The organism is uncultured Corynebacterium sp. (genome assembly GCF_937999985.1).
In the GTDB taxonomy this organism is placed as follows: Bacteria; Actinomycetota; Actinomycetes; order Mycobacteriales; family Mycobacteriaceae; genus Corynebacterium.
Map to the genome: position 1 here is coordinate 16872 of NZ_CALLDG010000019.1, position 15411 is coordinate 32282.

Consider the following 15411-nt stretch of genomic DNA (forward strand, 5'->3'; position numbering starts at 1 on the left):
TTCCGCTCGCCTCGGCGTGAGGTGGGGTCTCGTTGGGTTTTGGGGCCGACTGGGTTGGAAACGAAGTATCTTCCGACCTCGGCGTTTGGTGGTCGCAGAAGACTTGCGCCGGACAGATTCAACAAGATAGGTAGAAATTCATGGCACAGGGAACCGTCAAGTGGTTCAACGCGGAGAAGGGCTTTGGCTTCATCGCCCCGGACGACGGATCTTCCGACGTCTTCGTCCACTACTCTGAAATCCAGGGCAGCGGCTTCCGCACCCTGGAGGAGAACCAGAAGGTCGAGTTCGAGATCGGCGAGGGCGCCAAGGGACCGCAGGCCCAAAACGTCACGGCTCTTTAAAACCCACAGGGTTTTAGCAAGCCCCCTCCGCGGTGCACCTCGCGCCCCGGCGGGGGCTTCGCCGGTTAAGGTCGCGCCCACCCCGGTTGCAAATAAATTGCGCAAACCGCGTACTGTCGCTTAGAAATGCGTAAGTGGCCCCCGGAAAGAACCATTGCCATAAACCTGTATAAACAATGGCACCCGGCAAACTTAAAATTTTGAAGGATGTGTGAAATCAACCGATGGCAAACGATGACGTCAAACGTCTAGTGATCGTTGAGTCGGCGACGAAGGCCAAGAAGATCGCCCCGATCCTGGGGCCGAACTACATCGTCGAGGCTTCCGTCGGGCACATCCGTGACCTCCCCCGGGGCGCGGCAGACGTACCGGCCAAGTATAAGAAGGAGCCATGGGCGCGTCTGGGCGTCAACGTCGATAAAGATTTCGAGGCGCTCTACGTCGTCAGCCCGGACAAGAAAAAGAAGGTCTCCGACTTAAAGGCCAAGCTCAAGCAGGTCGATGAGCTGTACCTGGCGACTGACCCCGACCGTGAGGGTGAGGCTATCGCGTGGCACCTGCTTGAGGTGCTGAAGCCGAAGGTGCCGGTGCGTCGCATGGTGTTCCACGAGATCACGAAGAACGCCATCCTCGAGGCCGCGCAGAACACCCGCGAGCTCGATTACGACCTGGTCGATGCGCAGGAATCCCGCCGCGTGCTGGATCGCCTGTACGGCTACGAGGTCTCCCCGGTGCTGTGGAAGAAGGTCATGCCGCGCCTATCTGCCGGCCGCGTGCAGTCCGTAGCCACCCGCGTGATCGTGGAGCGCGAGCGCGAGCGCATGAAGTTCGTCGCCGCGGAGTACTGGGACTTGAGCGCCACGTTCGGCGTGGTAGATGCTGTTTCTTCTTCTCTTGATGACGCCGCCCCGGACTCCTTTGAAGCACGGCTGGCAACGGTCGCTGGCAAGCGCGTGGCTCAGGGCCGTGACTTCGGCGACGACGGCAAGCTGAAGGCCAGCGCAAAGGACACATTCGTGCTGGATGGTGCGAAGGCGAAGTCCCTGGCCGATGGGCTGCAGGGCCAGGAGTTCGCCGTGACGGCCGTGGAAGAAAAGCCCTACACCCGCCGCCCGTATCCGCCGTTTATGACCTCCACCCTGCAGCAGGAGGCCGGCCGCAAGCTCCGCTTCACCTCGGAGCGCACGATGCGCATTGCGCAGCGCCTGTACGAAAACGGCCACATTACTTATATGCGTACCGACTCGACCACCCTGTCGACCGCCGGTATTGAGGCCGCCCGCAAGCAGGCCAAGGAGCTCTACGGTGCGAAGTTCGTGGCCGACGGCCCGCGCCAGTATTCTCGCAAGGTGAAGAACTCGCAGGAGGCTCACGAGGCGATCCGCCCGGCGGGCGAGACCTTCCAGACCCCCGGCCAGCTGAGCAACCAGCTGGATGCCGAGGAGTTCAAGCTCTACGAGCTGATTTGGCAGCGCACCGTGGCCTCCCAGATGGCCGACGCGAAGGGCCAGTCCATGAAGCTCACCGTCGCCGGCGACGCAAAGTCGGGAGAGACCTGTGAATTCACCGCAACCGGCCGCACCCTGACCTTCCCGGGCTTCCTGAAGGCATACGTGGAGGTCAGCCGCACCGCCGACGGCCGCGACGTCGCTGATAACGCGGAGAAGCGCCTGCCGCAGCTCACCAAGGGCGACGAGCTGAACGCGCGCGACGTGGCCGCCGACGGCCACTCGACGAACCCGCCGGCTCGCTACACGGAGGCCTCGCTGGTGAAGAAGATGGAGGAGATGGGCATTGGTCGCCCATCGACCTACGCTTCCATCATCCGCACCATCCAGGACCGCGGCTACGTGCTGCCGCGCGGCAACGCGCTAGTGCCCTCGTGGGTGGCCTTCGCCGTAATCGGCCTGCTGGAGCAAAACTTTGGCGCGCTGGTGGACTACGATTTCACCTCCGCGATGGAGGACGAACTGGACGCCATCGCCGCGGGCGATCAGGATCGAGTGAATTGGCTGAAGGGCTTCTACTTCGGCGATAGCTCCCGCCCGGAGGCCCCGGGTGCGGTCGTGCCTCGCCTGGGTGGATTGAAGCACATCGTGGGCGACAACCTGGAGCAGATCGACGCCCGCCGGGTGAACTCCCTGCACATCTTCGATGATGAGAACGGCGTGCCGATCGTCGTCCGTGTGGGTCGCTACGGCCCCTACCTGGAGCGCATTAAGCCGGTGCCGGCAGGGGCGCCGGAGGGCACCGAGCCGGAGGTGCAGCGCGCCAACCTGCCGGAATCCATGACCCCGGACGGACTGACCCTGGAGGTGGCCGAGAAGCTCTTCGCCACCCCGCAGGGCGGCCGAGAGCTGGGCACCAACCCGGCCAACGGGCGCACCATCGTCGCCCGCGAGGGACGCTACGGCCCCTACGTCACCGAGGTGCTCGGCGAGGACGAGGAATCCCGCGTGGCCGAGGAGGCCGTGAAGGTGTGGGAGGCCGAGCGCGACGAGCAGGATCGCGAGCGCGAGGCGGAGGGCAAGAAGCCGCTGAGTCGCGAGACGAAGACCGCGCAAGCGCAGAAGGAAAAGCGCGTCAAGCAGATCGTCGAGGAGACGCTGAAGCCCAAGACCGCCAGCCTGTTCAGCGGCATGGAGCCAGCCAGTGTGACGCTGGAAGAGGCCCTGAAGCTCATGAGCCTGCCGCGCGAGGTGGGCGTCGACCCGAGCGACAACGAGGTGATCACCGCCCAGAACGGCCGCTACGGCCCCTACCTCAAGAAGGGCAAGGACTCCCGTTCGCTGGCCAACGAGGAGCAGATCTTCACGATCACCCTCGACGAGGCTCGGCGCATCTACGCCGAGCCGAAGCGCCGTGGTCGCGCAGCCGCGCAGCCGCCGCTGAAGCAGCTGGGTGATAACGACGTGTCCGGCAAGCCGATGTCCGTCAAGGACGGCCGCTTCGGTGCGTATGTCACGGATGGCACCACCAATGCCTCCCTGCGCAAGGGTGATACCCCGGAGACGATGACGGACGCCCGCGCGAACGAGCTGCTGTCGGAGCGGCGCGCCAAGCAGGCAGCCGAGGGCTCGGCACCTGCGAAGTCGAGCCGCAAGGCCGCGAAGAAGTCGGCCAAGAAAACGACGAAGAAAACGACCAAGAAGGCCGCAAAGAAGTCGACGAAGAAGACCGCCAAGAAGCCGCCGACGCTGACCAAGCGCACGGTGAAGAAGTCTCGCTAAATCGCCCTTACTTTTGGGTGGGAACTGATACGTTCATAAGCATGAACCAGCTCCCGAACTTCACCGTCGTCACTCTGGCTCCGAACCTGCCCGGTCCCGTCGCCGCCAAGCGCCTGCATGAGCTCGGAGGCACCGTAATCAAGGTCGAAGGCCCCGGCAAGGCCGCCGACCCCATGCGCCTGTACTGCGAGCCCTACTACCAGCACCTGGTGGAGGGCCAGGAGGTGCGCAGCATCGACCTGAAGCAGGAATCTGGCCTGCAGGAACTACACGAACTGCTGGCAGAGGCGGATCTGCTGCTCACCAGCTCCCGTCCGGCCTCGCTGCAGCGTCTGGGGCTCGGCTGGGAAGACCTCCACGCACGCTACCCGTCCCTGGCGCAGGTGGCGATCGTCGGCCACTCCGGCGAGCACGTCGACGTCGCCGGCCACGACCTAACCTATGAAGCACACGCAGGCACCCTTTCCTTCAACGGCGATGAGCCCGTCATGCCTGTAGTTCCCATCGCCGACCTGGCGGGCGCAGAACGCGCCGTCTCGCAGGCGCTGGCAGCCCTGTGGCAGGCTAGCGCCACCGGCCAGGGCAGCTACCACGAGGTCGCCCTGGCGGACATGGCCACGGAGTTCGCCACGCCCGCCCGCTTCCGCCTGACCGGCCCGGACACGCTGCTGGGTGGCCTGCTGCCGGGCTACGGCCTCTACCGGGCCGAGTGTGGGGGCTGGGTGGCTATCGCCGCGCTGGAACCGCACTTCTTCGTCGGCCTCATCGAGGCGCTGCACGCCGAAGGCCTGCTGCCGGAAGGCACCACGGCCGAGCAGCTGCAATCCAAGGGGATCACCGCCGAGCAGCTGGCCGCGGCAGTGGGGCAGAAGACGGCGGCGTGGTGGGACGAGGTGGCGTCGAAAAGAAACCTCCCCATCGCCGCAGTACGGCGCGGAGCCTAAGCCTCCGAACGGTCGGCCAAGGTCGCGCGGATGGGGCGGGCAATCTGCGTCATCTCGCGGCGGCCGCGCAGCTCCACGGACTTCATCATGGTCCAGCGGGCCTGCTCGGCCTCGTTAGCCGCACGCAGGGTCGCGGCACTGGTCAGCACCTGCCCGGGGGTCTTCTTCGCCAAATCCGTCAGGCGAGCGGCCTGGTTTACAGCGTCACCGATGACGGTGTACTCGAAGCGATCCTTCGCGCCGATGTGGCCCGCGACGACGGACCCGGCGGCCACGCCGACTCCCGCCGCGAACTCCAGCCCCTGCAGCTTCGCCTTCAGCTCGCGGGCAGCGGCCAGGGCGTGGCCGGCCACATCGTCCAGCGGCAGAGGTGCACCGAACACAGCCAGCGCGGCATCGCCCTCGAACTTGTTAATGATGCCCTTGTTGGCATGCACGACCTCCACCACGCGGTCGAAGAACTCGTTGAGGGCCTTCACCACGTGCTGCGGTTCCTTCTCCGTGGCAAACCCGGTGGAGCCGATCACGTCCACGAAGAGCACGGCCACGTGCCGCGTTTCGCCGCCTAGCTCCGGCTTTTCCTCCAGCGCGCGGCGGGCAACCTCGGTGCCGACGTAACGGCCGAAGAGATCCGAGACCCGCTGGCGCTCCTGCAAACCGCGCATCATCTCGTTGAAGCCGGCCTGCAGCACGCCGATCTCCGAAGAGTCGTAGATCCGCACGTCCGTGTTCACCTTGCCGCGGCGCACGCGGTTGATGGCGTATTGCAGTTCGCGGATCGGGTCGGCCACAGCCATGGAGAACAACATGGTTCCCATGAAGCCGGTCAGCAGAGTGGTCAGTGCCAGCGCCAGCATTGCCGGAATGATGCCGCCGGAGTCTTCTGGGTAGAACTCGGTGGCCGCAGCGAAGAGCAGCAGTACCATGCCCAGCACGGGCACGGCGGAGGTCAGCGCCCACGTCGTCATCAGGCGGTGCGAAAGAGGGGAGAGTCGCGAGTGGTCCGGTGCGCCCTTGGCCAGCGCCTTCGCGGCGACCGGGCGCACCAGGCGCTCGGCCTCCATGTACGTCATCAGGCTCACCATCATGCCGCCGAGCGTGGCCGTCACGCCGACGGTTATGCCCCACTCAGTGCTATGCCTCCAGGCCACGACGGTGAACAGCACCACCCCGATGCCCCACAGCACAATGCCCGTGATTGTCTGCAGCAACGGAATGCGCAGCACCAGGTCGCGCACCATGTTCGGGTCGTAGGCCTGCGGCGTGCGCTGCCAGCGCAGCACGGGGGCGAAGAAGTACAACGTCATCGCGATGCCGGCGACCACAGCCACCCCGAAGTAGATCAGGTACAGCGAGGCGATGGTGGTATCCGGGCTCGTCAGCTCGCGCGCGGCGGGCAGGGGGATGAAGAAGCGAAGGAACGTCGCCACGGCGGTTGCGCCGATGACGTTCGTGGCCAGAACGGTTGCTGCGTACAGGGGCCAGGAGGTTCCCCAGGCCCACGAGAGGTAGCGCAGCAGTTGTTTCATGCCCTTCAGATTAACTCACGCCGCCCCGCGCCGGGTGCGTCTGCCCTGTCCTCGTGGATAGCTACACTGAGTAACCATGACGGAAACCACGCCGGCCGCCACAACGGCCACCACTCCGGCCGCCGCCGAAGACGCGCCAGGGGTTTTCGGGCGCATCACCGCGGAATCTGTCCGCCGTCCGCTGCAAAGGGCGGTGGAGGATCCGCAGGCGATGACCCACTCGTGGCTGTTTACCGGCCCGCCTGGCTCGGGACGATCCATCGCGGCGAAGGTCTTCGCCACCGCGTTGGTGTGCCCGCACGGCGGCTGCGGCGAGTGCGACCAGTGCCGTAGCGCCGCCGCGGGCACGCACCCGGACATCCTGTGGGTCTCCACCACGGGCGTGGTACTGACGGTCGACGAGATCCGTGGTGCCATCCACGAGGCCGCAAACATGCCCACCGTCGCCCGCTGGCGCGTGGTGGTTGTGGAAGATGCCGACCGCCTGAACGATGCCGCCGCCAACGCTTTGCTGAAGTCCGTCGAGGAGCCGCCCGCCCGCACCGTCTTCCTGCTGTGCGCACCCTCGACCGACCCTTCGGATATTGCGATCACCCTGCGGTCGCGCTGCCGCCACGTGTATGTGCCGACTCCCTCGCCGGCGGCGGTCAAGGGGGTTTTGCTTAGTGACGCCACCTTAAGCCTCAATGAAACCCAAGCCCAGTGGGCCGCCGACGTCTCGGCCGGACACATTGGAAGGGCTCGCCACCTGGCCAGCGACGAGGCCGCCCGTACTAAACGCGCCACCGCGCTGAAGCTGCCGCAGCTGGTGTACGAACCCAACGCACTGTACCGCTTCACCTCCGAGCTGGTGAAGAAAGCCGAGGAGGAGGCCGCTAGCGAGCTGGAAAAGCTGGATAAGCGGGAGCGTGAGGAACTGGAGAGTAGCCTCGGCGTGGGCGCGAAAGGCAAGGGTGCTGCAAAGGCCCAGCGGGGGGCGTCCGGAAGAATGAAAGAGCTAGAAAAAGAACAGAAGAACCGGCGCACCAGAAGAACTCGCGACTCGCTTGACCTGGCGCTGATCGACATTGCCGGGCTGTACCGCGACGCGATGCTGCAGGCCGCGGGTGCGGTGGATAGCGATGGCGTGCCGGTCGGCGGCCACCAGCACCCGGACATGGCGGCGACGTCGAAGGAACTAGCGCGGCGTAATAGTGCGTCGGCTCTGGTGAGCTGCATAGATGCTGTGATGGAGTGCCGCGAGGTGCTGGGGTACAACGTGCGGCCGGAGGTGGCGCTGGATGCGATGGCCGGGCGCCTGCAACAGTGCTGTGGGGTGGCCTAGCGGGTATCCGGGCTAACCCCAGATGGCGTTTTGGTGCTCAGGGTTTGCGTCGGCTAGGATTACGCTTCGTACTTAATGTACGCGCCGCTTTAGCTCAGTCGGCAGAGCGTTTCACTCGTAATGAAAAGGTCGCGAGTTCGATTCTCGCAAGCGGCTCCATGTGATGTCCCACAGCATTCTTGGCAGTTTGCTGTGGGACATTTTTGCTTCGTGATTGCTAGCGACCGCTAACGTTTCGCCACTTATAAGCGTTTGGCTAGACAAAGCACTTCCAAGCTCACGAGTCTGTGTCCAATCAGCCATGGAACCGCACCCGGGGGCAAAGAAGGTTTTTGCACATCTCTACCCGAACTCCTTCAGAAAGGATTCCTCCCAATGAAGATTCGCAAGTCGCTCATCGCTGGTGTTACCGCCGCAACCGTCACCGCGTGTCTCGCCACACCTGCCCAGGCCGAAACCCACACCCCCACCACTCAAGTACAGGCTGCAGAAACTCCGAACACCAAGTCCCCGCTCGGCTCAGTGAACACCATCTGGGAAAACACCCCGGCTTGGCTGCGCTTCCCCCTCTTTGCACCGCTGGGACTCATCTGGGCCGTTATTTACGGCCTAGTTGGCGCTCAGAACTCCGACGCGCCATACTACGGCAGTCTTTCTTAACCCGGTATCGGAAGTGCGATTCTCGTAAGCGGCTCCACTAAAAACCGTCCAACCTGCGGGAATGCCAGCAGGAGGAGGTCGGGTTTTGCGTTGGGGCTTATAGCTTCTTGGCTACCAGATCGTCCAGAGGCTCTGCAGAAAGCAGGTAAGGTGCTACCTCGAAGACCGTGCGGGCGCCCGTCTCGCCAGCCTGGCGCATGCGCCACGCGGCGCGGCCGTAGGCCACCTGCACCGCAGCGGTGAAGTCGGGGTTGCGCTCCAGCTCTAGGCCGAACTCAATCACGTGACCGGAAGTGCCCGCCTGGCCGCGGGTAATCACCTGCCCGCCGTGCGGCATGCCCTGGTGGTCGCGCTCGAACTCAGCTTCGGAGATGAACTCCACGATCGTCTCGTAGGGCGCGAAGTAGTCCGGCATCGTCACGATTGCCTCGCGGATCTGCTCCTTCAATTTCTCATCCGCTGCCGCATCGCCGGTTTCCTCCGCCACCACGAAGCAGTGGCGCAGGTGGCACTCGTTGGCCTTCAGGTCCGCGCCCTCGCCTCGCTTCACGGCTTCGATAGCCTCCGGATTTGGCTTGGTGTACTGCACGCCCTTGGCCACGCCGGGCACGCGACGCACCGCATCGGAGTGACCCTGCGAGAGTCCAGGCCCCCAGAACGTCATCTGGTCGGCTCCCGGCAGCACCGCTCCGCCGAGTACACGGTTCAAGGAAAAGATGCCCGGATCCCAACCGGTGGAAATCATCGCAATGTTCTCGCCCTCTTGCGCGGACTTATCCATTACCGTCCGGTAATTCGGGATCTCGCCGTGGTTGTCGTAAGTATCGACTGTGGTGAAGTGCTTGGCCAGTTCAGGGGCCTGCGCTGGCACGTCGGTGGCACTGCCCAGGCAGACGAAGAGCACGTCTACTTCATCCTTGTGCTTTTCCACGTCCGCAGCTGGCAGAACACGGGCCTGCGTATCGAGGGAATCGCGGCGGGAGAACACACCGACGAGTTCCATGTCGGGCTGGTCGGCAATAACCTTCTCAACGCTGCGACCCAGATTTCCATAGCCAATGATGGCGGTGCGAATCATGCGGGGGAGTCCTTTCTAGATATTCTCGTGTGGGCGGGACATGCGCCCGACGGGAAGGCGGGGAACCTTATTTAGATACCGTACTTAGATCCAGATTGCTGTGCTGCTAGCGTATCCATGGCGAGCTCTATGGGGGGAGGCAAGCATTGAGACTGAGCTAGCGGGAGGGGCGGGAAACTTCCGGCAGAGGCAGTTTCTCGAAGGGGCTCAACCCACGGATGGCGGAGTTGGCGAAGCTGGCCACGACCAAGATCGCAAACATCGTCGCTGCAGAGAAAAGCTGCACCCGGGAACCCGGATCCGTCAGCATCAGCAACGCCAGCCCTGCCAGTACAACCAGCGTGGCGATGGTCAGCCAAGGGTAGCCCCACATGCGGATCGGCAACGCTCCGCTCGCCTGCTGCTCCAGGCGGGGGCGCAGGCGTAGCTGGGAGACGACGATGAACGTCCAAACGATCAGCAGGGATGCACCCGCGGAGTTCAGCATAAACGTCAGTAGCCAGCCGGTATCCAGGTAGTTCAGAACCACCATCACGATGGACAAACACACCGAGAGGATGATCGCGGCGACGGGCACGCCTCGACGGTCTACACGGGTGAAAATTTGGGGTGCCTCATGACGATTAGCCAGGGAGAACATCATGCGGCTGGAGGCGTAGATCTGCGCATTGAAGGCAGACAGTAGCGCCAGAACAATAATGGCTTCCATGAAACCGACCACGCCCGGAATACCGGCCAGATTCAGCACCCTAGTGAAGGGACTATCGGCTGCGCTTTCCGCCTGTCCTAGGGAAGAGTGGGGGAGTAGGAAGGTGATCACCAGCACCGAACCTAAGTAGAACAGCGAGATTCGGGTGATGGTGGAGCGCACCGCGTTGATCAGTGAGCGCTGGGGATTCTCGGATTCCGCAGAGGCGATGGCCACGACCTCGATGCCCCCGAAGGCGAAGGCCACAGCCAGAATCGCCGTGGCCACGCCGCCCACCCCGTTGGGCATAAAGCCGTCGGCTGTGAACACCTCAGTGCCGATGAAGGTATGCCCGGGCAGGAGACCAAAGACTAGCAGGAACCCAATGACCAGGAAGGCTACTAGCACCGCCACCTTGATGAACGCGAACCAGAACTCGAACTCGCCGAAGGCACGGATTTGCAGGAGGTTCACCACGCCGAAGAAAATCACGCATACGGCGGCGGGGATCCAGGCGTCAATACCGAACCATGCCCCCATAAAACTCGCCGCACCAGTAATTTCGGCGCCGAGCACCGCCACCGTGGCGAGCCAGTAAATCCAACCCTGAGTGAAGCCAGCCCAGCGCCCGATGCCGTGTTCTGCATATTCGGAGAACGAGCCGGAGGCGGGGATGACGGTGCCCATCTCGCCCAGCATCTGCATCACGAGGATCGCGATGAAACCCGCCACAATGTAGGCCAGCAGCACGGCCGGTCCGGCGGCCTCGATGCCCACGCCGGTGCCCAGGAACAGCCCGGCGCCGATGGTGGAGCCCAGGCCCATCATCGTGAGGTGGCGGACCTTCAGTCCGTTGCCTAGCTTGTCATCGCCTAGCTTGTTACTGCCTAGCTTGTCATCGCCGGTGCGCGAGTTCGCGTGTGAACTGGCGTTATCTGGGGAGGTGGAGGGGGTAGAGCTCATTCCTTAAGAATACGACCTGGCCAGGTGCGGCTCTGCCTTGGACTAGCCTTGGACCGGCCTTGAACCAGACTCGGATCAGCCTCGGCGCTACAGAACGCAGGTGTTCGTACCTCGCGTAAGGGTTTTCGGCTAGTACCCCGCGCGGATTGCGCTGATCGCGAGCCGCAGGCGCGAGTCCACCCCGAAGCGCTTCATCAGCGAAGACACGTGCTTCTTCACGGTCGATTCCGCGTAGAGTGCCTCCTTCGCGATCTCCGCGTTGGAGTGCCCCTGGACTAGAAGTTGGAGGGTGGTGCGCTCGCCTTCCGGGATGCTATCCGGGTCTGGCGCCGCGCCGGGTTTCTCTTGTTTATTTGGTGACGCCGACTTCCCCGCCTGCACAGCTGCCCCACCAACAGAGCGTTCGGGGATAAAGTCCACGAGGCGTGAAAGGCACTCGGGGGAGACGGCGGTGCCGCCGTTCATCGCGTCCCGGACGGCTTGGATGAATTGCACGGGGCGGGCGCTTTTGATGATGTACCCCGCGCCGCCGCTGGTGAGGATCTCCAGCATCGTTTCGTCGGTGTCCATGGAAGTCATGGCGACGAACACAGGGGGATTGTCCTGAGATTGCAGGGTGCGGAGTAGCTCGATTCCGCCGACCTCTGGCATGTGGATGTCCGCCAACACGAGGTCGAGGTCTCCCCCTAGTCGCTCGATCTGTTCGAGGGCGACGGCGCCGTTCTCGGCCTCGGCTACGATCTCGATGTCCTTGGCGACAGAGAAGTAGTGGCGGAGGGCGGTCAGCGCACGGGCGTCGTCATCGACTACGAGGATTCGTGTGACAGGGGCGTTATTCATGGTGATACTGACTTTAGGCTGAGCCGCCAAAAAGTGCGCGAGCCGTAGGTTTCTTGTTCTGTCTTGACCGTGCTCTTGGTTCGCTTGGCCCAGCGTTGCAGGTTGGCCAGGCCGAGATTGGAGGATAGGTCGGCGGGGAGCGCAGAGGAAGCTGTGCCGTCTCTTGCCACCTCGTTCCAGATGCACAGCGAATGGGTTTTTGTAGGGTTTTCCACAGCAACCACAACGGGGCTGCCTGGAGCTGCGTACTTCACAATGTTGGTCGCGCCCTCCATCAGTAGTCGGTGTACCAGCATGCACGGTCGCGTTTCTTGCGGGAGGAGTGCGGCACATTGGCTCTGGCTGATGGAATTGGCAGGCGTGGCAGCGGAGGGGTTTGCCAACCAGTCTTTTGCCGGAGAGCCCTGGGTGAAGACCACCCGAAAGCCATGGGGCTTGAGCCGCTCGGTGAAAGCCGATAGCGACTGGCCGGGAGAGGGGGCCTTAGCATGCGATAATTCTTGTTCCGTCGACCGGAGGAGGTCGAGGAGTTTGCGACTCTGTGCCATCGCCTCCCGGCTATTGTCGGCGATGGCATTCAGATTTTTGCGCATGGTTTCGCTGTCCAGGTGCGAATCGGGTTCCGCGTCTAGCTGTAGCTCCATCGTCTCCGCTTGCATAACCACAGAGGTCAAGGGGCCGGCCACGGAATCGTGGAGGGTCTCCGCCAGGTCCTGGCGGGTGCGTTCGAGGTCTGCTTCCCAGCTGTCGTTAAGGAAAGCGTTTCTGCGATCCAGGTAGCCGATGAGCCATCCTGCGCCGGTTCCGAGGAGGAGGAAAATCAGCCAGGCGAACACCGCCGAAGGGGCGAGGCTTTCCAGATAGTCTCGCGGGGAGGTGACTGTAGGGTCAAGGGTGCCCAGCACGAACGCGCTGAGGGTAACTGCGGTGGTAAGCAGGCGTTTTCCCGAAAAGGCGATTACGCCACAGAAGAAGGGTGCAAGGAAGACGAATGCGGGAAACTCATCTACTTGCAGCAGCATCGCAGCGCTGAAGGTGAGAAGGAAGAGCGCAGTTGCCCAGCGCGGATAACGCATGCCTAGCGCGGTCGCTAAGCAAAACCCAAGTGCCACAAGAACCAGGGCGATGGACAGGGCATCGGGTGCGAGCGCGAGGCTGGAAGCAAAGGTGAGAGCGCACAGGGCAAACACCACGAGTGGAGTTTTCGTGGATACATCCTGCGGTGCTTGCTCTTTGATGGCCACAGCTTCCTTCACATAATCGATAGGTCGGAGTCTACTTTCGTACCGTGTTTCCCAGATGCCCTTTTCGGGAGCTTCCTTTGCCAGCACCATGGATGGCGTAAGCATCTCACAACGGAAAGGACACAGAACATGGCTTCTTACACAGAGAAAGAATGGACCTACCCCATGGTTGGCTCTACGTTTGGCGTGGCCGCCGGTGTTGCGATGGCTAACCCGCTGGTAGGTGCGGCGCTAGCCATTATCTTTAGCTTTGCCGGTTACGCCATCGCGCAGTCCGAAGAGGCCGAGTAGCTACCCTGCCTGCCCCACGGCCGGGTCCGACTCGTACTTGGGAACCATCGCCTCGTAGCCCTCCATCAGCTTCAGATCCGTGATGTGGTCCGGGATGCCGAAAGCGTCCACCAGCGTCTGCGACCAGGGGCCCAGGGAATCTACAAGGTCGTTCAGCGCTGCGCGGGCGGCCTTGGTGCGAGTACCCGTCAGCAGGTTTTGCTCCAAGTACCAGCTGGCGTTGTCCACAATGCAGCTGAGGAAGTACACCAGACGCACTTGCTCCAGTACTCGTTGCGCGTCTTCCGAATCCAACTTGGACTCTGCATCCAAGAAGGCCTCGAAGATGATGCGATCCACGTGCGCCCAGCCGACGGCCAGCAGGTGATCCTGCGCGCGGTCGACCACCTTCGCCGCCTCGTCCACATCCATCTTGCGGGCGGGGCGCAGGCGGCGGGCGAGGGAGCGCATCAGGCGATCCTCCCGCTCGCTCAGCAGGTTGATCTGGTAGGCCGGATCGAACAGCGAGGTCTCCTCGGAGTCGCTGAACGTATCCACCAGGTTCTGGATCAGCGCGTCCGCGGCGGTTCGCCGGCGCAGCAGGTTGCCGAAGCTATCCAGGCCGAAGCGCACCATCTCCATCGGATTCAGGCCGCCGAGCTCCTTGGCGAAGCCCGTCATCAGCTCCTTCCCTGCCAGCTGCATCATCACTACGTTGTCGCCCTCGAAGGTGGTGAACACATCCGAGTCCGCCTTCAGCGTGGTCAGCAGGTTCTCGGCCATGTAGCCCGCGCCGCCGCAGGCCTCGCGGGCCTCCTGGATCGTGTCGGTGGCGTGTGCGGTGTTGGCGGCCTTCAACGCTGCGGCGTGCGCTTCAACTTCTCGCTGGTCGGCCTGCTGTTCCTTGGTGTATTCGGTCGGCTCCACGCCCCGCTGGTCCAACTCGTGCACGCGCGCGATCAGCTTGTTCGTGGCGAACTGCAGGCCGTAGGCGCGGGCCACGCGCGGGATGAGGCGCAGGCGGTGCCAACGGTGCTCGATTAGGCGGTTTTCGGGTAGCGAATCGTCGGGAGCGAATTGACGCCGCAGGTTCGCGTACGTCACAGCGATGTCTAGCGCGGTGCGGGCGGCCGCGCCTGCGGCAGCTCCCACGGTCACGCGCCCGCGCACCAGGGCTCCGAGCATCGTGAAGAAGCGGCGGTTCGGGTTTTCAATGGGGGAGGTGTAGTTGCCGGCCTCGTCTACGTCGGCGAAGCGGTTCAGCAGCGCCTCGCGGGGCACGCGGTGGTTATCGAAGCTGATGGTGCCGTTGTCCACGCCCTTCAGCCCGCCCTTGTGGCCGTGGTCGCCGATGCGTACGCCGTCGATGGGGGAGCCGTCGTCTTCGCGGATGCGCACCAGCAGGCAGTGCACGCCCTGCGATTCGGCCTGCGCGTCGTCGCCAGCCTCGGTCGCGTTCTTAGCGTCGGGGACAATGAGCTGTGCAAACACTGCCGCCCAGCGGCCGTCGCGTGCGGCGTTGCCGATAAACCACTTCTCGGCAGAGGCGGTGGGGGAGTTGATGATGAACTCCTGCGTCTCCGCGTCATAGGTCGCCGTGGTCTCCAGCTGCTGTACGTCGGAGCCGTGCCCGCGTTCGGTCATGGCGAAGCAACCGAGAGCCTCGAGGTTCATCAGCTTCCCCACTATCTCCTGGTGGCGCTCGGTTCCCAGGTTGCCGACGGCGCCGCCGAACAGGCCCCACTGCACTCCGGACTTCACCATGAGCGACAGGTCGGCGTGCCCCAGCATCTCGATGGAGGTCAGGCAGCGGCCGGTTTCTCCCGTGCCGCCCTGGTCGGCGCGGAAGGCGTGGTTCGGCATGCCGGATTCGAGCACACGCTGCAGGTGCTCGGTGGTGCGGGCACGGGACTGCTCTAGGTCTAGGTCGGTGCGTGGCAGGATATCTGGGTCTGCCAGCAGGCCGCGGGTTTCCTCGCGTGCTTCCGGGAAGTCGCCGTCGAGGACGGTCTGCAGAGCCTTTGCTATTGACGCCTGCGCTTCAGCGGTTGGAGCCGTGGACAAGGTCTTGGGCGCCGAGGTGGAGCGGCGGAGTTTGTTTCCAGACTTGTCAGCAATTCCATCGGCTGGGCTCGATGTGACCGAGCTATCAGTCGTTGCGATGTTTTCGGTTGTGTTCTCGGAATTGTTTGGTGACATGAAATTAATGATACGCAAGAGTGTGATCCGCAACTCGAAAATTTGCTAATAAATCTATGACTAAATCATTGGACAGAGCGTAGTAGCTGCAGCGTTGC

The 15411-nt window shown here is 63.3% G+C and carries 12 protein-coding genes and 1 tRNA gene; 7 read left to right on the forward strand and 6 right to left on the reverse strand.

Annotated elements, in window-relative coordinates:
- Positions 1-140: 140 nt before the first annotated feature.
- The 3 genes from Q0331_RS00865 to Q0331_RS00875 all read left to right on the forward strand — a co-directional run bounded on the left by Q0331_RS00865 (position 141) and on the right by Q0331_RS00875 (position 4518).
- Positions 141-344: a cold-shock protein gene (locus Q0331_RS00865; RefSeq protein WP_005292238.1), complete on the forward strand. Its 204-nt coding sequence runs from the start codon at positions 141-143 to the stop codon at positions 342-344.
- Positions 345-568: 224 nt separating this feature from the next.
- Positions 569-3574 (forward strand): type I DNA topoisomerase, encoded by a 3006-nt coding sequence (topA, locus tag Q0331_RS00870; RefSeq protein WP_298074033.1) that lies wholly within the window; start codon positions 569-571, stop codon positions 3572-3574.
- A 41-nt stretch (positions 3575-3615) separates the two neighbouring features.
- Positions 3616-4518 carry a CoA transferase gene (locus Q0331_RS00875; RefSeq protein ID WP_298074035.1) on the forward strand — a complete coding sequence of 301 codons (903 nt, stop codon included), beginning with the start codon at positions 3616-3618 and terminating at the stop codon, positions 4516-4518.
- Here Q0331_RS00875 and Q0331_RS00880 read toward each other — a convergent pair.
- Positions 4515-6047 carry an adenylate/guanylate cyclase domain-containing protein gene (locus tag Q0331_RS00880; RefSeq protein WP_298074037.1) on the reverse strand — a complete coding sequence of 511 codons (1533 nt, stop codon included), beginning with the start codon at positions 6045-6047 and terminating at the stop codon, positions 4515-4517. The genes Q0331_RS00875 and Q0331_RS00880 overlap by 4 nt on opposite strands.
- 76 nt (positions 6048-6123) lie before the next feature.
- Between Q0331_RS00880 and Q0331_RS00885 the strand changes: the two genes are divergently transcribed.
- From Q0331_RS00885 to Q0331_RS00895, 3 genes are all read left to right on the forward strand, one after another.
- A complete protein-coding gene (locus Q0331_RS00885; RefSeq protein ID WP_298074039.1) occupies positions 6124-7371 on the forward strand; it encodes a DNA polymerase III subunit delta' in 1248 nt (415 codons plus the stop codon).
- Positions 7372-7454: 83 nt separating this feature from the next.
- Positions 7455-7530 (forward strand) — tRNA-Thr (locus Q0331_RS00890).
- 216 nt (positions 7531-7746) lie between these two features.
- Positions 7747-8031 (forward strand): hypothetical protein, encoded by a 285-nt coding sequence (locus Q0331_RS00895; protein ID WP_298074041.1) that lies wholly within the window; start codon positions 7747-7749, stop codon positions 8029-8031.
- A 97-nt stretch (positions 8032-8128) separates the two neighbouring features.
- On the opposite strand, the gene Q0331_RS00900 is transcribed toward Q0331_RS00895, so the two are convergent.
- From Q0331_RS00900 to Q0331_RS00915, 4 genes are all read right to left on the reverse strand, one after another.
- The gene (locus tag Q0331_RS00900) at positions 8129-9109 is read right to left on the reverse strand and encodes a diaminopimelate dehydrogenase (RefSeq protein WP_298074043.1); all 981 of its coding nucleotides are present in this window, start codon (positions 9107-9109) and stop codon (positions 8129-8131) included.
- A 157-nt stretch (positions 9110-9266) separates the two neighbouring features.
- On the reverse strand, positions 9267-10625 hold the full coding sequence (locus Q0331_RS00905) for an amino acid permease (protein ID WP_367274944.1): 1359 nt from the start codon (positions 10623-10625) through the stop codon (positions 9267-9269).
- Between the two features lie 264 nt (positions 10626-10889).
- Complete coding sequence (locus tag Q0331_RS00910; RefSeq protein WP_298074047.1) at positions 10890-11600, reverse strand: response regulator transcription factor; 711 nt, start codon at positions 11598-11600, stop codon at positions 10890-10892.
- Positions 11597-12934 carry a histidine kinase gene (locus Q0331_RS00915; RefSeq protein ID WP_298074049.1) on the reverse strand — a complete coding sequence of 446 codons (1338 nt, stop codon included), beginning with the start codon at positions 12932-12934 and terminating at the stop codon, positions 11597-11599. Before Q0331_RS00915 ends, Q0331_RS00910 begins: the two co-directional genes overlap by 4 nt.
- Before the next feature lie 39 nt (positions 12935-12973).
- On the opposite strand from Q0331_RS00915, the gene Q0331_RS00920 reads away from it, so the two are divergent.
- Positions 12974-13135 carry a hypothetical protein gene (locus Q0331_RS00920; protein WP_298074052.1) on the forward strand — a complete coding sequence of 54 codons (162 nt, stop codon included), beginning with the start codon at positions 12974-12976 and terminating at the stop codon, positions 13133-13135.
- Here Q0331_RS00920 and Q0331_RS00925 read toward each other — a convergent pair whose 3' ends face one another.
- The gene (locus Q0331_RS00925) at positions 13136-15313 is read right to left on the reverse strand and encodes an acyl-CoA dehydrogenase family protein (RefSeq protein ID WP_298074054.1); all 2178 of its coding nucleotides are present in this window, start codon (positions 15311-15313) and stop codon (positions 13136-13138) included.
- Positions 15314-15411: the final 98 nt, after the last annotated feature.